Origin of the sequence: Azospirillum formosense, from assembly GCF_040500525.1 — a bacterium.
Classification (GTDB): Bacteria; Pseudomonadota; Alphaproteobacteria; order Azospirillales; family Azospirillaceae; genus Azospirillum; species Azospirillum formosense_A.
Window position 1 is genome coordinate 1,127,254 of record NZ_CP159402.1, and the last position, 16,203, is coordinate 1,143,456.

Below are 16,203 nucleotides of genomic sequence, written 5' to 3' on the forward strand. Positions count from 1 at the left end.
CGTCTTGGCCGTGCTGTTTTCCCCGCGTGAGAACCACACGCACGGAAACCAAGCCGGAGGCCCCACGATGAAACGTTTGCTCCTCAGCGCCGCCATGATCGCGGGGGCGCTCGGGCCTTGGCCGGCGCTCGCCGAGACCTGCCCGGAGGGGGTGAACCGGCTTGGCCAGCGCATCGGCGCGCTGGAGGCCGCCGGCAACCAGACCCCAGCGTCCATCAGCCCGCAGGAGATCGGCCAGCTCCGCGCCCTGCGCCAGACCGCCGAGCGCGCCGGGCAGCGCGGCGGCGAACCCGCCTGCCAGACCATCCTGGGCGAGGCCGACGCCCTGCTGCGCTCGGTCGAGCATCCACGCGTGGTCGCCGCCGACGACCTGTCGAAGGCCAAGTTGCACAATGCCAGCGGCGAGGAGATGGGCTCCATCTCCGAACTGGTGGTCGATCCGAACACCGGGCGCGTCGCCTACGCCGTTGTCGAGGCCGGCGGCTTCCTCGGTCTGGGCGAGCGCAACTTCCCGGTTCCCTGGGCGCTGATCCAGCCGGCACAGGCCGGCGACGGCTACATCCTGAACGTGACCAAGGACCGGCTGACCGCGGCGCCGCAGTTCACCCGCTCCAACCGCCCGGACATGTCGGACCGGCAATGGGCGGTGGCGCTGCACACCTATTACGGCGTCCAGCCCTATTGGATGCGGGACGGTGCGGCCCTCGCCGCGGTTGGTATGCCTGAGGGCGGTGCGGCGGGCTCGCCGCAGCTCCAATCGGAGGTGCAGCGACTCTCCCAGGAGGTGGACCGGTTGAACCGCGAGCTGTCGCAGGCCCGCACGCTGGCCGATACGGCCCGCAAACCCGACGGGGCGGCGCAGCCGGGCTCGTCCGGATCGACCGGCAACGCGCCGGCCCCGGGCCAGGGCGTCTCATCGCCGCCCGCCCCGCAGCAGTGACCCCTGAAGCAGTGACGCTAGAAAAAGATCGAGGAGAGCAGCGATGGCGATGACGAGCCAACAGGGCAAGGGCAGCCGCAACGCGGCCCTGCCGGACGATCTCGAACGCATGATCAACGTCGGGCACACCGAACGCCTGGTGTCGCTGGTGGGCGGCGGGCTTCTCGCCGTGCTCGGGCTTCGGCGCCCGACCGTCGGCGGGGCGGCCCTGGCTCTGGCCGGCGGCGCCCTGGTCGCTCGTGGCCTGACCGGCTATTGCCCGGCCAAGGCGATGATGGAGGACTGGAGCGGCCAGGACGGCGCGGGCACCCCCACCGGGGACGTGGAGCGCGGAGTCCACCGCTACTCCCGCCATCCCGGCGACATCTACGACGACGCCGACGAGAAGGAAAAAGTGGACGAGGCGTCGATGGAATCCTTCCCGGCCAGCGATCCGCCCTCCTTCACGCCCGGCGCCGTCTGATCGTCTCCGGCTCCATGGCGCCTGCACCTATGAAAAGGCCCCTCCGACAGGTGGGGCCTTTGTTTTTGTTGCGGTCTTTCTCATGAATACGCAAGAAAGAGGTATGGATTATCGGCTCGGACTTCGCGTCTTCGCTGTGTGAAGGCTGTGTTACGGATAAACAAAGCGATAATGTCAGGTATATTGCGACTTTAACAAGTTGCCTATGACCTTCGATTGCATTATGGTGCGTTGCACAATTCGAGTGATCCGATCTGGCGCACTCTGAATCCGGCCACCTTGCAATCCGGGAAAGCCAGCCTATGACCACGATCATCCCCGCCGCCGCCACTCTTGAAGGCAAGAAGGGCCTCGTGCTCGGCATCGCCAACGATCAGTCGATCGCGTGGGGCTGCGCCCGCGCCTTCCGCGCTCTGGGCGCGGATCTCGCGGTCAGCTATCTCAACGACAAGGCGAAGCGCTTCGTCGAGCCGCTGGCCCAGCAGCTCGAAGCGGAGATCTTCGAGCCGGTCGACGTCACCGGCGAGGGTGAGCTGAAGGCCATCTTCGAGAAGATCGAGCAGAAGTGGGGCAAGCTGGACTTCGCGCTGCACTCCATCGCCTTCGCCCCGCGGGACGATCTGCACGGCCGCGTCGTCGATTGCTCGCGCGAGGGCTTCCAGATGGCGATGGACGTGTCCTGCCACTCCTTCATCCGCATGGCCCGCTACGCCGAGCCGCTGATGAAGGACGGCGGTTCGCTGTTCACCATGTCCTATTTCGGCGCCAACCGCGTGATCGACAATTACGGCGTCATGGGCCCGGTGAAGGCCGCCCTCGAGGCCAGCGTGCGCTATCTGGCGTCGGAACTGGGCCCGAAGGGCATCCGCGTGCACGCCATCTCCCCTGGTCCGATCAAGACCCGCGCCGCCTCCGGCATCGCCCATTTCGACGAGCTGATGGAGAAGGCCGCGGAACGCGCGCCGGAGCAGCGCCTCGTCACCATCGAGGAGGTCGGCTACACCACCGCCTTCCTGGCGACCGACGGCGCCAAGGGCATCACCGGCAGCACGACCTATGTGGATTGCGGCTACTCGATCGTCGGCTGATCGGACGTTGTTTGACTGGTAGGTTGGGGCGGCCGATCGTCGCCTCATCTTCATAAGGTCGATGTGAAGGCAGGCGGAAACACGCTGTTTCCCCTGCCTTTTCGCGTCTTTGTCTTGGTGCGGCAAAATGCCATGTGACCATCGTATGCGTTCGTTTTGTAGAAAACGCCCCCATAATGCAGACGGGAGGCCGCCGGTTGCGGAACCGGCGGCAACAAGGGGCGCGGCGTCTTGGATTTACGGTTTCTTGACGGATTGCGCACCTTCATCTTCAGTTGCGCAGGCACGGCGCGCTTCCCTTCAATGCGGTGGCTTTCGGCTGAATTGCCCGGTGGCCGCGGAAGACAGGGTGCGGAGGGTTCATGGGTGTCATTACGTGGAGGCGGCAGCTCAGCGTCGGCCAGCCGTCCATCGATGAAGATCACAAGCACCTGATCGAGTATCTGAACGAACTGGATGCCGCGCTGAACGCGCGCGGCTTCATGCCCGTGCGCGTCGCCAAGATTCTCATGAAGCTGCTGGAGTACACCCAGCAGCATTTCGCCCGCGAAGAAAAGATCATGCAGGCCGTGCATTACCCGAAGTTCGAGGAGCATGTGCGCCAGCACCACGAGGCGGTGAGGACGCTGAGCGAATTGTCCGCTGTCTTCACGCGGGAACCGACCCACCAGAACGCCGAGCGGATCTACACCTTCACCGCGAACTGGCTGGTCCACCACATCATCATGCAGGACACGCAGCTGACGCCCTATGTGCGGGGCGTCTGGGTCTGAGGGCGAAAGCTGCGGTTACAGGAAGGCGCTGCGCCGCCGTCCTGCGGCGTTCTCCCACGCCCATTCGACGACGAGGCTGAGCAGCCGCTCCAGGGTTGGGCGCACTTGGCGCGCGGCCTCCTCGCGGAAGCCGAAGGGGGATTCCTCGTCCATGTAGGTGATCTGCGACAGTTCGAGCTGGATGGAGTGGATGTTGTCGGCGGGGTTGCCGTAGCGGCGGGTGATGAAGCCGCCCTTGAAGCGCCCGTTCTGCACGGAGGAGAAACGCCCGGTGGCGGTGAGCACGTTCATCACCCGGCCGACCAGCGCCGGCGAGGCGCTGGTTCCTTCCGCCGTGCCCAGGCTGAAATCCTGGATCTGCCCGTCGAAGAAGCGCGGCACGCGCGACCGGATGGAATGGGCGTCGAACAGCACCGCCACGCCGAAGCGTTCCTTCAACGCCTGAAGCTCGCCGTTGAGCTGCTCGTGATAGGGGCGCCAGTAGGCGCCGACCCGCCGCTCCACCTCCGCCGCATCCGGTTCCATCCCCGGCCGATAGACCGGCTGGTGATCGAAGGTGGAGAGGGGGCAGAGTTCGGTGCCGCCGGTCCCGGGAGGGGCGCTATCGGGATCGCGGTTGAGGTCGACCACGTAGCGCGACAGGACGGGCTTCAGGAATCCGACGCCCAGCGCCGGGGCGAAGTGATAGAGGCGGTCGAGATGCCAGTCGGTGTCCGGAACCGCCAGGGCGGCGTCGGTCATGGTGGCCGCGATGTCCGGCGGCACCACGGTGCCGACATGCGGGATGCTGAGCAGGACGGGGGTTTCCCCCGGCTGGAAGCGGAACGTCTCCATGCCAACACCCCTTGTTTCCTGGCCTGTTTCTTCAAGCCATTTGTGCAACAACGGTTTGATGCGCCGCAGCATGGACGGAACTATGCGGCGCAACCGGCATGGCGGTCAAATCCTATTGCGTATTTGTTATAAAGGCTTCGAAGAGTTGTGGCGGCCGAAACCTCCGCAACCGTTGCCGCCTCAGGCTTCCAGATCGCCTTCGCTTTCCTCCGCCACATGGTCGACCATGTCCGACAGGACGCGCCGGATGTGCTCGTCGGTGATCAGGTAGAACACGCGGTTGCCGCGCCGTTCCGCCTGGATCAGCCGCCCCGCCCGCAGCAGGCGGAGGTGGTGGCTGACCAGCGACGGCGACAGGCCCAGCGCCGCCGCCATGTCGCCGACCGAGGTCGAGGTGTCCAGGCAGGCCAGGATGATGCGCAACCGGCTGGGGTCGCTCATCAGGCGGAACATGTCGGCCAGTTCGGTGGTCTGGTCTTCGGACAGGCGGAGATGCGCCGGCTTGTCCTTCGGTGCTGCCCCTTTTTGCATGCCGCGTTGGTTCCCGCTTGTAAGGTTTTTATCGGTTGCGGCGTTTTATCGGTGATTGCCGCCCTTTACAAAGTATAGGCCGGAAGCCGCGTCAATCCCATAGGTCGGCGAAACGGTCATCGAAGTCGCTGGGCGGCGCCCTCTTCCGTATGGCCTGCCGCTCGCCTGTTGACCTTGGGCGAAGGCTCGGGAACAATTCGGCCGCAAGCACGACGGTCCGGGACAAAGGCCGCACAGGATGCCTTCAACGATCGAATGAACGGTCGAACGAACGACCGGAACGGGCAGGGTCGAGAGGGAGGACCGCCATGACGTCGCGCCGACAGGTGCTGCTGCCGCTCGCGCTGGCCCCGCTGGCCGGCTGGGCGATCTGGGCCACCAGCGCCAGCGAACCCACGCATCCCGCCGGGCCGTTCCATCTGCCGCTGGACGACACCACGGCCCTCTGGCGGGACCTCGTGCAGGTCCGCATGGAGGGACCGGCGGCAAACCCGGTCTTTCCCACCCGGGTCAAGGCGCTGGACGGCAAACTGGTGACGGTGCGCGGCTTCATGGTGCCGCTGGGCGACGCCCCGGCCCACAACCGCTTCATCCTCGCCGCCAACCCCGTCTCCTGCCCGGCCTGCCACCGGCCCGGCCCGTCCAGCATGCTCTATGTCCACAGTCAGATTCCGGTGCGCGAGACGCAGGGGCCGGTGATGATGACCGGCACGTTGCGGCTGAATCCCCTGGAAGGTCTGTTCTACCGTCTCGACCGCGCCGAGCTGCGCTACGCCTGAGCGTTGCGCAGCGGGTTGGTTGTTCCTTTTTCCGCTGTGTCGTGAGAGTCTGCCGCCTGTTCGAGTCGGAGCGATGGCGGGGAGCGCGTGGCCGGAAGGGGAGTGGCGCAGTGGCGTGCCGCCGGGCTGTTCCTGGCGCTCGCGCTGTATGGCCTGCTGAGCGCGCCGGCACCGGCGGAGATCCGCTTCGCCGAAGCGATGATCGGCGCGCTGCTGGTCCTGGCCGTCGGGCTGTTCCGTCCCCTGTCGGTGGCGACGGGCCACGCGCTGCTGGAGCGCGGGTTGCCGCCATGGGAGATGCCGGCGGTGCTGGCGCTGGCGGTGCTGCTGTGGTGCCCCCTGATGCGCGGCGTATGGCTGGACTGGGCGCCGGCCGACATGGTGCGCGATGTGGTGCCACTTCTTTACTTGTTTATTCCGGTGCTTCTGGTGCCGATGCTGCGCGCCGCTCCCGACCGGGCGGTGAGGCTGCTGACCGGCGGTCTGGCGGTGGCCGGCGTCGGTTTCGCCTTGCGCTGGTGGAAGCAGACGGGGTGGGGCTTTGGCGCCGTCGGCGTCCGGGCGATGGCGGATGGCGGCGTCTACCTGCTGAACGCGCCCTCGGTGCTGTTCGCGGCCATCGCGTTGCCGGCCTTTGGGGTGGGAATGCTGGTGCAGGGCGGGTGGCTGCGCCGTGCCGCCGGCGCCGTCGCGGTTCTGGGCGGCCTGTTGTGTCTGGCGGCGCTGGCCGGTGCGGTGCACCGGATGGCGCTCGGGCTCGCCGTCCTCGCCTTCACGGCCCTCGGGCTGTGGTGGCTGCGCCGGGCGCCGCTGGCCGGGGTGGGGGCGGGCATGGCGGCGCTGCTGCTGGCGGCGCTCTTTCACGACGCGTTTCTCGGCGCCCTGGGCCAGGTGGCGGAGAAAACCCGGCTGGCCGGGGCGAACACCCGGTGGGAGGAGGCCGAGGCCGCGCTCGGGCAGGCTCTGTCCTCTCCGGCCGCCTTTCTCTTCGGGCAGGGGTGGGGGGCGCTCCTCGCCAATCCGGCGGTGGGCGGTTGGCGCGTGTCCTACACCCACACGCTAGCGACCTATGCCCTCGCCAAGACCGGAGTGCTCGGCATGGGCGCCCTGATCGTCTATCTGGGCGGTCTGGCGCCGCGCGCGCTGGATCTTCTCCGCTCCGATCCCGCGCTCGGCTGGGCGGTGCTGGCGCCGCTGCTGATGGCGCTGGGCCTGCACACCAGCTTCAAATATCTCGACACCGGCCTTCTCCTCACGCTGGCGGCGCTGGCGGCGGAACGCGGGAAGCGGTTGCCCGTGCGCTGACGGAAATGCATACTTACGCGTGCTCCATCAATGAAGCGATCGTTCTTTCGTGGATTCACCGTCCGTCCTATTCGTCAACCGCGTGTTTCCTCCTGACAAGGGGGCGACCGGACGTTGTCTGCGCGACGTGGCGGAACGGATGGCGGGGATAGGCTGGCGGGTGACGGTGGTCGCGGACGGCTCCGGCCCCAGCGCCGCGCCGCCCGGTGTCACCGTTTGCCGCGCCGGCTGGGGGCACCCCTCCGCAGCGGAAGGCGCTTCCACGGATGTGCGGCTGACCGCCCGCGGCTATCTGGCGGCCGCGCTGAGGTTGAGCCAGCGGGCGCTGCGCCTGCCGCGGCATGACGTCGTGGTGACGATGACCGACCCGCCGCTGCTGGTCTGCGCCGCTCCAGTGATCGCCGCGCGCCATGGTGCGGCGTCGATCCACTGGAGCCAGGATGTGTTTCCGGCGCTGCTGCCGGTGCTCGGCGTCCGCTTGCCGGAGGCGTTGATGCGGGTAATCGAACGGGCGAGCACTCGGGCGCTTCGCCGACAGGACGCGGTGGTGGCCATTGGGCGCTGCATGGCCGGGCGTTTGGCGGCGGCGGGGGTGCCGGCTGAACGGATCACCATTCTGCCCAACTGGCCCGATCCGGGCATCCGGCCGGTGCCGCGGGCGGAGAATCCGTTCCGGAGGGAGCATGGGCTGGGCGGACGCTTCACCGTGGCCTATTCGGGAAACATGGGGCTTGCCCATCCCATGGACGCCGTCCTGGACGCGGCGGCGATGCTGGCGCGCAGCGACCCTGCCATCGCGATTCTGCTGATCGGCGACGGGCGCCGCCGGGCGGGCGTCGCCGAGGCCGTAGAGCGGCGTGGGCTGACGAACATCCGGCTGCTGCCGCTCCAACCGCCGGATCGGCTGGCCGAAAGCCTGTCCGCGGCGGATCTGCATTTGGCGACGATGGACCCGCGGGCCGAGGGGATGCTGGTGCCCAGCAAGGTGGCCGGCGCGCTGGCGGCTGGGCGGCCCTGCCTGTTCCTGGGGCCGGAGGGCAGCGACGCGGCCGCCATGCTGGACGGCTGCGGGCAGAGGCTGGCGCCTGATGACCCGGCGGGTCTGGCCGCCGCGATCCGTCGCTACGCCGGTGATCCGGCCCTGTGCGCGGCCCAAGGGGCGCGGGCGCTGTCCGTCGCGGCGGCCTGGGACGCCGCAGCGGCGGCGCGGCGCTTCGCAGCGCTGGCGGACGGTCTGCGTCAGAGAAAGCCGCTTGACGTCTCCGCTCTGCCGGGGCGGAGCTTGCCCCATGCCTGACGGCGTGCCATTGCGCCGTTCCCCGCCGGAGGTCGAAGCGGTGGAATCGGCCCGGCAACTGCGCCGGTTCCTGCGGACGATGCGGGAGGGCTGGCCGATCCTGCTCATCGGCACGGCGCTGGGGGTGGTGGCCTCCGTCACCGCCTTGCGGCTGGTGGTTCCGCAATACACCGCGGTGATGGTGATCGGCCCGACCGCCCGCGTCGGTGCGGCGGCCATGGGAGCGCGGCTGCCCGTTCTGATCGGCCGGGAAGCCGCCGCCGCCGCGTCGGAGCCCGGTCCGGGGGACGAGATCCTCTCGGACTTCGCGCGCTACCTGCAGCTTTTCACCTCGATCCCAGTGGCGGAACGGATGATGGCCGATCCAATGCTGCTGCGTGGCCTGTTTCCCGACCGCTGGGACGAGGAGGCGGGGGGCTGGCGCCCGGCGCCCGGCCCCGTGGCGTCCGCCAAGCGGCTGTTTCTGGCGCTCGTCGGCCGGACGGACTGGGTGGAGCCCGATGCCGAGCGGGTGGCGAGCGCGCTTCGCGACCGGCTGACCGTCGATATGGTGGGCAGCGGGCCGATGCGGCGGCTCCGGCTGCGCCACGCCGATCGCGCCATGGCGCTGCGGATTCTGTCCGCCGCCGCCCAGGCGACCGACGCCCATCTGCGGGCGGAGGCGTCGCGGCGCAGCGCCGCTCAGATCGCCCATGCCCGCGCCCGTCTGGCCGGAATCACCGTGGCCGAGCACCGCCGCGCGCTTGCCGACCTGCTGTCGGAGCAGGAGCGGATCGCCATGATGATCGAAGTCGACCTGCCGCTGGCGGCGGACGCCATCGAACCGCCCGCCACGGCGCAGCGCCCCGACTGGCCGAATCCCTTGACGGTCGTTCCGCTGGCGGCGTTGGCCGGTCTGGTGGCCGGAACGATCGTCGTCAGCCTGCGGCGCCTGTGGCGGGCGGCGGGGGAGGCGGCATCGTGATCCCCGTGTCGGTGGTGGTGATGACCCGCAACGAGGCGGTCAATCTCCCCCACTGCCTGCCCGCGCTGGAGCGGTTCGCCGAGCGTTTCGTGGTGGACAGCGGCAGCACCGACGGAACGCCGGACATCGCGGCGGCGGCGGGCGCGCGGGTGGTGCCTTTCCAGTGGGATGGCCGGCACCCGAAGAAGAAGCAATGGTGTCTGGACCGGCTGCCGTTCCGCCAGGACTGGGTTCTGTTCGTCGACGCGGACGAGCGGCTCGGCGGCGCCCTGGTGGAGGAGATCGCCGCGCTGATGGCGGCGGGTCCGCGGCACGCCGGCTACTTCATCGACGGCCGTCCGGTGTTTCTCGGCCATCGGCTGCGCTTCGGCGCGGGCAATCGGAAACTCGCCCTGTTCGACCGGCGACGGGCGCGCTTCCCGCATGTGCCCGATCTGGACGTCGCCACCATGTGGGAGGTGGAAGGCCATTACCAGCCGGTGATCGCGGGCAGCGTCGGGCGGCTGCGCCACAGCCTGGACCACGCCGACGACAAGCCGGTCGCCGCCTGGTTCGAACGGCACGCCCGCTACGCGGACTGGGAAGCGGCGTTGCGTTCCGATGGACGGATCGAGGGGCTGATCGCACAGGAATCCGGGGCGCGGCGGTGGTTGAAAAGCGCCTTCAACCGGCTGCCGGCCCGTCCGCTTCTGGTCTTTCTGTATGGCTATGTGGTGCGGCTGGGCTTTCTGGACGGCGGTCCCGGCTTCCAACACGCCCTGGCGCGGGCCTTTTACTACTGGCAGGTCGGCGTGAAGATCGCGGACGCGAGACGGCGGGCCGTAACGCCCGCGTCCACCGATGTCTGAGGGGGCGGACAGGCGGTGCCGTGCCTTACACCGCTTCGTCCAGGGCGCGCTCGCCGCCGAGCGCCTTCAGCAGGTCGAAGGTCCGCTTGCGCACCGAGGGGTCCTCGATGCGGTAATAGGCCCGCACCAGTTCCAGCGTTTCGCGACGGGCCATCGACTCGAACTCTTCCGTTTCCGACGGCGGAACGTCGGGCGACGGGGTGGCGATGTGCTCCGGCGACGGCATGTCTTCGAAGAAGTAGCTGACCGGGACTCCCAAGACCTGCGACAGGTTGAACAGGCGGCTGGCGCTGATGCGGTTGGAGCCGCGCTCGTACTTCTGAAGCTGCTGGAAGGTGATCCCCACCGCCTCGCCCAGCTTCTCCTGGCTGAGACCGAGCAGGGTCCGGCGCAGACGCAGCCTTGCGCCGACATGGATGTCGATCGGGTTTGGTCCCTCGCCGCGGCGTGACAGGGTGTGGGCCGGTGACAGCTTGGACTTTGTGGCACTCATAATAGACCCTCAGTATGGAGGTGGATCGCGCCACCAGGGAAATTGGTTAGTTCAGAAAGTAAATTCTATGCAACTTTTCGTGCGCATCAATAGCTAGATGCGTAAAACAGACGCCAAAGCTTATGAAAGCAACGATCGTTCATTTGATGAGAAACGATATTTCGCATAAAGCCATGGTATTGTCTGGCGCAAGGTAAGAGCAAGCCATTGTAATCCCCATAATGTTGCGTTGGCTGTGCGGCCGAGCCCAAGCAGCTCGCGACGGATGATCGCCTGCTCCCGCCGGCCGCGCGCCGGGTCCTGCTGGGCCCGTCCGCCGCCGGCGAAAATGCATACCGAAAGTGGCAAGCGCTGCGCTGGAAGGCCCTGCTTGAGGACGGTCAGCGTGAACGCATAATCGGCGGCAAGCCCGTGGCGCAGATCGAACCGGCCGCCGGGCGACTCGGCCAGGCGGTAGACCATGGCCTGATGGTGAGTGAACATGCCCAGCAGGGCGCGGCGGTGCGACCGTGCCCGCTTCACCGCGAGGCGCCCGCCGGGCAGCTCTTCCAAGGCGTCCCCGTAGAACAGGCCGGCGTCCGGATGCTCGGCCAGGATGGGAAGAAGCCGCTCCAGGGTCCGCTCGTCGGCCAGCCGATCGCCGGCGTTGAGGAACAGGACGTGGCTGCAGGAGCGCGGCGACCGTTCGGCGATGGCGTCCAGCGCGATGTTCATGGCGTCGTACAGGCCGCGGTCGGGCGCGGAGCGCCACCAGGCCGCCTCGTCCTGATGATCGGCCAGCCAGCGGGCCGTCCCGTCGCTAGAGCCTCCGTCCGCCACGAACCACTCGAAGGCCGCCGTGGTCTGGGCGCGCAGGCTAGCGCGGGTGGCGAGCAGGCCGGGCAGGTCGTCGCGGACCACGGTGACCACGGCCAGCCGGACCGGTCGCGCCGCGCCGGTCATTCGGAGATCACCGCGATGGCCGCCGCCGAGATGGCGAGCTGGCCGAGGATCGTTCCCATGTTCTTGGAGAATTCCATGAGGTCGAACGGCTTCGGGTCGCGTGGCACCACGATGGACGAGCCGGGCGGGATCGCCGTCACCGTGTGGTTCCAGGAGGAGAGGGACAGCGGCTGCGCCCGCCCGTCCGGCAACACCAGGAAGATGCGGCCGTCGTCGGCGTTGCGGCTCGCTCCGCCCGCGTCGCGCAGATAGGCCTCGGCGGTCTTCCCGCTGACGAACTGGGCGGCGGTCGGGTGCAGGACCTCGCCGGTCACGGTGACGGTCAGCGGGCGTTTCGGGACCAGGATGCGGTCGTCCGGCTCCAGCAGCACATCCAGTTCCGGCCGCTGGCGCAGCACCTGGGGGTCCGCCTCGACGACGATGCGGCCCAGCGGTTCGACGCCGCGCAGCTGGGTGGCGAGCTGCCGGGCCAGCCCGACCACATCGGAGCGCGCGGCCTCGCCCTTCTCGACCTCCTGCACCATCCAGCGCTCCAAGTCGCGGGCCTGCTGGTCGAACCAGGCGCGCTCGCGCTTGCGTTCGCTGTCGCGCAGGAAGCTGGTGCCGGCGGGATAGGCCTCCTCCGTCAGGCCGCCGGCCCGGTCGATCAGCGAGGACAGCGTCTCGCCGCGCGCCACGTCGTAACGGCCGGGGCGGCGCACCGCGCCGGAGATGGCGACCGCCCGCGCCTCCAACGCCTGCGGCATCGGATTGACGCGCAGGCTGTCGCCCGGATGCAGCGCCGTCCGGGCGGACGCCCCGTCGCGGAGGTCCAGGCGGCGGCGCTGGCCGGTGGCGGCGGTGATCTCCAGGCTGGCGAGGTCGGCGGTCGCGGCGGGGCCGCCGGCGGTCGCCAAGAGCGCCTCGACGGTCGCCGTCTCCGCCACGGGGTAGGTGCCGGGCAGGCGCACGGCGCCGCCCACCTGCACCCCGCGCTCCCGCACCAGCGCCGCGACGTCGCCGGGGAGGGCCGGCTCGGGCAGGGTTGGCGCCCCGTCGGTCCGGCCGTCGCCGTCCGTGGCATTGGCCAGCGCCCGGACCTCGGCGGAGGAAAGCAGGCGCACCCGATCGCCATCGGCGAGCGCGCGGTTCGCCTGACCGGAAGCCACCTCCTGCGGCGAGAAGGGAAGCAGGCGGCGGGCGAGGGTGCGGCGGTCGAAGCGCTCGATGACTCCCAGAAGGGGATAGACGTCCCGCATCGGCGCATCGCCGCCGCTCAAGGCGTCGCGCAGCGTGGCTCCCCCCGCCAGGGGGCGGACGCCGGGGCGGCGGGTGTGGCCGGTCAACTCGTAGACGGGCTCGTCCGGCTCCAGGATGGAGCCGGGTGCCGCCGCGCGGCGTGACGATCCGAGCCCGGCGGAGGGCGTGTCGTAAGGACCGGATTCCGGGCCGCCTGCGGCAAGCGCCAGCTCCGCGGCGCTCCTCCGCCCGGCGGAGGGATAGAAGCCGGGCCTGGGCACCCCACCCATCAGGAGCGTGGAGTGCTCCAGCGCGAAGACGAGCAGGTCGGGAATGGCGTCGAACAGGGGCGGACAGGGCGTGCGCCCGCCGGTCAGCCGCGCCGCCGCCCGCGCCTGGGGACCGCTGGCGAGGGGACCGTCCGGCTGCGCCGTCAGCGCGCGGGCCAGCACGACCAGACCGCGGCAGGCGTCGGGGGCCGGCTCGCGCGCACCGCGCAGCAGCGCCAGCACCGGTTCGGCGGTGAGGAAATCCACCTCTTCCGCGCCCAGCACGTAGAGGACGTCGTTCTCGGCCAGGGGACGGCGGTCGCGGCCGTTGAGCACGCCCGACAGGTCGACCGGCTGGAGGACACGCGCGCCGCTCCCCGGACTGGTCGAGGCGAGCACCGCGAAGGGAAGATAGGGGGCCGGCCCCAGATCCGTTGACGAGACCAGGGCGGCGATGGTCGGGGTCCGCGCCAGCGCCCGCGGACCGGGGCGCAGGACATGGCCTTCCAGACGCAGGTCGCCGCGCCGGTCCTCACGGCGCGGCGCCAGCAGCAGAAGGTCGCCGTCGCCCAACGGGGGGGCGTCGGTCTCGGGCAGTTCCTCGGCCCGCTCCTCACCGTTCGGGCCGATGGCGTAGCGCAACGCCCGATGGGCGCCGGGCCGCAGCAGGCCGCCGGCCAGCTCCCGCGCCATGGCGACGGGCAGGCGGTCCTGGCCGGGGGGAAGCTCATAGACGCCGGGGCGTTTCAGCGGGCCGGCCAGCGCCACGGTGGGGCCAAGCGGCGGCACGAAGATGCGGTCGCCGTCACGCAGGCGCAGGCCCGCGGTCGCGCCGTCCCCGGTCATGAACAGATCGTACAGGTCGACGGGCAGCCCGCTGGACGGGCCTCCCCCGTTGCCCTGGGCATGGAAGAGGCGGATGCGGCGCAGCGACCCGGCGCGGGTGACGCCACCTGCGGCGCTCAACGCGTCGATCAGCGTCGCAAAGGCTCCCACCTCCTGCGGGCCGGGACGCGTCACGGCGCCGGTCACCTGCACGCCGATCCGCCGGATCTCGGTCACCGAGACATAAACCTCGGTGTCGGGAAAGGCGGCGGTCACGGCGTTGGACAGCTGGGCACGCAGCTCCGCCAGGGTCAGGCCCTGTGCCGCGACGGGACGGACGTCATCGGCGGTGAGCAGCCCAGCCGCGTCGATGACGTGACGCTTGCTGGACGACTTCTGCCCGCGCAGCGTCACCAGAAGCTCGTCGCCGGGACCCAGCGTGTAGTCGGCCTGCACGCCGCCCGATCCGTCCCGCCGCGGCGGTTCCTCGCCGAACTGGTCGTAGCCGAACTGGAGGAGGACCGAACCGGCCCGTTCGCTGTAGGCGGCTTCGAGCGGCGACAGGGAGGCCGGGAGGAGGGCGGGCTTCGCTGGGGCCTGCGCTGGGGCCGGCGGGCGCGGATGAAGGGCCGGGGGGGACGGTTCCGCAGCCGATGCGGCGAGTCCCCAGGCGATCACAGTCAACAGCACCAAAAGGGCGAGGAATCTGCGCAAGGAGTCACACGCGGATTGTGGATAGGCCGATCTCCGGCACCATATGGGGCGTCCAGTCTGGACGCTTTTGATACTATTGCGAGCACAATCATGAAAAGGCAACGGCCAAGCTGCGTTGCCGCGCCGGTTCGCGGCGTGTAGACTGGGGGCATCGCGTGGAGCGCGCAGGAGCCGCGGGCCCATGGTTGCCGGTGTATCGTCCAGTGGGGTCTATGGCGTGCCGCTCCTGCGGCCCGGCCAGCCGTTGCGCGACCGCAGGCAGGATGGCGTGGCGGACGGCGTTCAGGACGCTGGCCGGACCGGCAGCGGTCGCAACGCCGCCGGCCAGCCGGGCACGCTGACCGACGATCAGCAACGGCAGGTTCAGGAACTCAAGCGCATCGACGCCAGCGTCCGCCAGCACGAGGCGGCGCATCAGACGGCCGGCGGCCCCCACGCGGGAGGCGCCTCCTTCACCTTCACCCGCGGCCCGGACGGCAAGAACTACGCGACCGCCGGCGAAGTCCAGGTGGATGTCGGTGGCGAGAGCGACCCCGAAGCCACCGTTCGCAAGATGGACACGGTCAAGGCGGCGGCCTTGGCGCCGTCCGACCCGTCGGCCCAGGATCTTCGCGTCGCCCAACAGGCCGACGCGGCGAAAATGCAGGCGGAGCAGGAACTGCGGCGGAAGGGGCCGGGCCCGCGCGACGGCGGCCCGTCGGATGAGCGGAAGGATGCGCCGTCCAGCGAGACCGCCGCGCCGGCGCTGGCGGCGCGCGGTGCGGCGGCGTACGAGTCGGCGTACGGCATCGGCCGGCGGACCGGCGCCGCCGGCATCATCGTCTGACGCCGGGCGGTCCGGTTTCGGGATGTCAGCGGCGGACGGGGGATTCGCCGTCGAGGGTCAGCAGCGGGCCGTACAGCTCCGGCCGGCGGTCGCGGAAGATGCCCCAGGACGCGCGCTGCGCGGCGATGCGGTCGAGGTCGAAGCTGGCGGTCAGGACCGTCTCGCTGTCACGGTCGGCCTGCGCGACCAGTTCCCCGGTCGGCCCGGCGATGAAGGACGACCCGTAGAAGGTGATTCCGCAGGTCTCGCCCTCTTCCCGTCCGACGCGGTTGGAGGCGACCAGCGGCATCAGGTTGGCGCCGGCGTGGCCCTGCATGACCCGCGTCCAGTGGGCCTGGCTGTCCAGCGAGCCGTCCTGGGGCTCGGACCCGATGGCGGTGGGGTAGAAGAGGATTTCCGCCCCCTTCAGCGCCATGGCGCGGGCCGATTCCGGGAACCATTGGTCCCAGCAGATCGCGCAGCCGATGGAGGCGTAGCGCGTCTTGTAGACCTGGAAGCCGGTGTCGCCGGGGTTGAAATAGTATTTTTCCTGATAGCCCGGGCCGTCCGGGATGTGGGACTTGCGGTAGACGCCCAGCACCGTGCCGTCCGCGTCGATCATGGCCAGGGAATTGTAATAGGCGTTCCGCGCCCGCTCGAAGACGCTGGTCGGGATGACCACGGAGAGTTCGCGGGCGAGCGCGCTCATCCGGGCGATCACCGGGTGATCCTCGACCGGGTGGGCGAGGGCGAACAGCTCCTGCTTCTGGTCCTTGCAGAAATAGGGCGTCTCGAACAGCTCCTGGGGCAGGATGATCTGCGCGCCGCGCGCCGCCGCGTCGCGCACGAGGCGCTCGACGCCGTTCACATTGGCGTCGCGGTCCCAACCGCAGGCCATCTGGGTCGCCGCGACGGTGACGGTGCGTCCGGTGGTGGGGCGCATAAGCTGGTGCTCCTGTGTTCTGGCGTGTGCTGTGCCGTGTTGGTGGGCGGATGGCCGGGTGCGCAACCCAATCCCCGCCCTGTCACAAACGTTTCAGATTCGTCCGGGTTTCCGCGCTGGACCAACCCCAGCCTTCGCCGTCGGGCGCGCGCAGAACCCGACAGTCATTCGC

16 protein-coding genes are annotated in these 16,203 nt (G+C 69.6%); 10 read left to right on the forward strand and 6 right to left on the reverse strand.

Annotated elements, in window-relative coordinates; all coding sequences use genetic code 11:
• Window positions 1–67 precede the first annotated feature (67 nt).
• The 4 genes from ABVN73_RS05335 to ABVN73_RS05350 all read left to right on the forward strand — a co-directional run bounded on the left by ABVN73_RS05335 (window position 68) and on the right by ABVN73_RS05350 (window position 3,264).
• Window positions 68–940, forward strand: a complete 873-nt coding sequence (locus ABVN73_RS05335) for a PRC-barrel domain-containing protein (RefSeq protein WP_353859240.1) — start codon at window positions 68–70, stop codon at window positions 938–940.
• A gap of 49 nt (window positions 941–989) precedes the next feature.
• Window positions 990–1,403, forward strand: a complete 414-nt coding sequence (locus ABVN73_RS05340; protein WP_353859241.1) for a YgaP-like transmembrane domain — start codon at window positions 990–992, stop codon at window positions 1,401–1,403.
• Window positions 1,404–1,705: 302 nt separating this feature from the next.
• Window positions 1,706–2,491 (forward strand): enoyl-ACP reductase FabI, encoded by a 786-nt coding sequence (fabI, locus tag ABVN73_RS05345; protein ID WP_353859242.1) that lies wholly within the window; start codon window positions 1,706–1,708, stop codon window positions 2,489–2,491.
• A 362-nt stretch (window positions 2,492–2,853) separates the two neighbouring features.
• Window positions 2,854–3,264, forward strand: a complete 411-nt coding sequence (locus ABVN73_RS05350; protein WP_353859243.1) for a bacteriohemerythrin — start codon at window positions 2,854–2,856, stop codon at window positions 3,262–3,264.
• Window positions 3,265–3,279: 15 nt separating this feature from the next.
• Here the strand turns inward: ABVN73_RS05350 and hutG are convergent, their stop codons facing one another.
• Both hutG and ABVN73_RS05360 read right to left on the reverse strand, forming a co-directional pair.
• Window positions 3,280–4,098, reverse strand: coding sequence for an N-formylglutamate deformylase (gene hutG, locus ABVN73_RS05355; protein WP_353859244.1), 819 nt, complete (start codon window positions 4,096–4,098; stop codon window positions 3,280–3,282).
• 180 nt (window positions 4,099–4,278) lie between these two features.
• Window positions 4,279–4,629 carry a metalloregulator ArsR/SmtB family transcription factor gene (locus ABVN73_RS05360; RefSeq protein WP_094306285.1) on the reverse strand — a complete coding sequence of 117 codons (351 nt, stop codon included), beginning with the start codon at window positions 4,627–4,629 and terminating at the stop codon, window positions 4,279–4,281.
• Between the two features lie 308 nt (window positions 4,630–4,937).
• Here ABVN73_RS05360 and ABVN73_RS05365 point away from each other — a divergent pair, with 308 nt between their 5' ends.
• From ABVN73_RS05365 to ABVN73_RS05385, 5 genes are all read left to right on the forward strand, one after another.
• Window positions 4,938–5,408, forward strand: a complete 471-nt coding sequence (locus ABVN73_RS05365; protein WP_353859245.1) for a hypothetical protein — start codon at window positions 4,938–4,940, stop codon at window positions 5,406–5,408.
• Between the two features lie 102 nt (window positions 5,409–5,510).
• Complete coding sequence (locus tag ABVN73_RS05370) at window positions 5,511–6,713, forward strand: hypothetical protein (protein WP_353859246.1); 1,203 nt, start codon at window positions 5,511–5,513, stop codon at window positions 6,711–6,713.
• Window positions 6,714–6,762: 49 nt separating this feature from the next.
• Window positions 6,763–8,010 (forward strand): glycosyltransferase family 4 protein, encoded by a 1,248-nt coding sequence (locus ABVN73_RS05375; RefSeq protein WP_353859247.1) that lies wholly within the window; start codon window positions 6,763–6,765, stop codon window positions 8,008–8,010.
• Complete coding sequence (locus ABVN73_RS05380) at window positions 8,003–8,974, forward strand: hypothetical protein (protein ID WP_353859248.1); 972 nt, start codon at window positions 8,003–8,005, stop codon at window positions 8,972–8,974. Before ABVN73_RS05375 ends, ABVN73_RS05380 begins: the two co-directional genes overlap by 8 nt.
• Entirely contained in the window at window positions 8,971–9,822 is an 852-nt protein-coding gene (locus ABVN73_RS05385) for a glycosyltransferase family 2 protein (RefSeq protein ID WP_353859249.1), read from the forward strand. The genes ABVN73_RS05380 and ABVN73_RS05385 overlap by 4 nt, the downstream gene beginning before the upstream one ends.
• Window positions 9,823–9,847: 25 nt before the next feature.
• On the opposite strand, the gene ABVN73_RS05390 is transcribed toward ABVN73_RS05385, so the two are convergent.
• The 3 genes from ABVN73_RS05390 to ABVN73_RS05400 form a co-directional block, all read right to left on the reverse strand.
• Window positions 9,848–10,315: a helix-turn-helix transcriptional regulator gene (locus tag ABVN73_RS05390; RefSeq protein ID WP_188262169.1), complete on the reverse strand. Its 468-nt coding sequence runs from the start codon at window positions 10,313–10,315 to the stop codon at window positions 9,848–9,850.
• Between the two features lie 120 nt (window positions 10,316–10,435).
• The gene (locus tag ABVN73_RS05395) at window positions 10,436–11,257 is read right to left on the reverse strand and encodes a glycosyltransferase (RefSeq protein ID WP_353859250.1); all 822 of its coding nucleotides are present in this window, start codon (window positions 11,255–11,257) and stop codon (window positions 10,436–10,438) included.
• Complete coding sequence (locus tag ABVN73_RS05400) at window positions 11,254–14,259, reverse strand: SLBB domain-containing protein (RefSeq protein ID WP_353859464.1); 3,006 nt, start codon at window positions 14,257–14,259, stop codon at window positions 11,254–11,256. The genes ABVN73_RS05395 and ABVN73_RS05400 overlap by 4 nt, the downstream gene beginning before the upstream one ends.
• A 205-nt stretch (window positions 14,260–14,464) precedes the next feature.
• Here ABVN73_RS05400 and ABVN73_RS05405 point away from each other — a divergent pair, with 205 nt between their 5' ends.
• The gene (locus ABVN73_RS05405; protein WP_353859251.1) at window positions 14,465–15,109 is read left to right on the forward strand and encodes a putative metalloprotease CJM1_0395 family protein; all 645 of its coding nucleotides are present in this window, start codon (window positions 14,465–14,467) and stop codon (window positions 15,107–15,109) included.
• 25 nt (window positions 15,110–15,134) lie between these two features.
• Here the strand turns inward: ABVN73_RS05405 and aguB are convergent, their stop codons facing one another.
• Window positions 15,135–16,031 carry an N-carbamoylputrescine amidase gene (gene aguB, locus ABVN73_RS05410; RefSeq protein ID WP_353859252.1) on the reverse strand — a complete coding sequence of 299 codons (897 nt, stop codon included), beginning with the start codon at window positions 16,029–16,031 and terminating at the stop codon, window positions 15,135–15,137.
• Window positions 16,032–16,203: the final 172 nt, after the last annotated feature.

Coding starts and splice junctions, on each gene's coding strand:
- ABVN73_RS05335 (WP_353859240.1), top strand. CDS start 68: ATGAAACGTTTGCTCCTCAGCGCCGCCATGATCGCGGGGGCGCTCGGG.
- ABVN73_RS05340 (WP_353859241.1), top strand. CDS start 990: ATGACGAGCCAACAGGGCAAGGGCAGCCGCAACGCGGCCCTGCCGGAC.
- fabI (WP_353859242.1), top strand. CDS start 1,706: ATGACCACGATCATCCCCGCCGCCGCCACTCTTGAAGGCAAGAAGGGC.
- ABVN73_RS05350 (WP_353859243.1), top strand. CDS start 2,854: ATGGGTGTCATTACGTGGAGGCGGCAGCTCAGCGTCGGCCAGCCGTCC.
- hutG (WP_353859244.1), bottom strand. CDS start 4,098: ATGGAGACGTTCCGCTTCCAGCCGGGGGAAACCCCCGTCCTGCTCAGC.
- ABVN73_RS05360 (WP_094306285.1), bottom strand. CDS start 4,629: ATGCAAAAAGGGGCAGCACCGAAGGACAAGCCGGCGCATCTCCGCCTG.
- ABVN73_RS05365 (WP_353859245.1), top strand. CDS start 4,938: ATGACGTCGCGCCGACAGGTGCTGCTGCCGCTCGCGCTGGCCCCGCTG.
- ABVN73_RS05380 (WP_353859248.1), top strand. CDS start 8,003: ATGCCTGACGGCGTGCCATTGCGCCGTTCCCCGCCGGAGGTCGAAGCG.
- ABVN73_RS05390 (WP_188262169.1), bottom strand. CDS start 10,315: ATGAGTGCCACAAAGTCCAAGCTGTCACCGGCCCACACCCTGTCACGC.
- ABVN73_RS05395 (WP_353859250.1), bottom strand. CDS start 11,257: ATGACCGGCGCGGCGCGACCGGTCCGGCTGGCCGTGGTCACCGTGGTC.
- ABVN73_RS05405 (WP_353859251.1), top strand. CDS start 14,465: ATGGTTGCCGGTGTATCGTCCAGTGGGGTCTATGGCGTGCCGCTCCTG.
- aguB (WP_353859252.1), bottom strand. CDS start 16,031: ATGCGCCCCACCACCGGACGCACCGTCACCGTCGCGGCGACCCAGATG.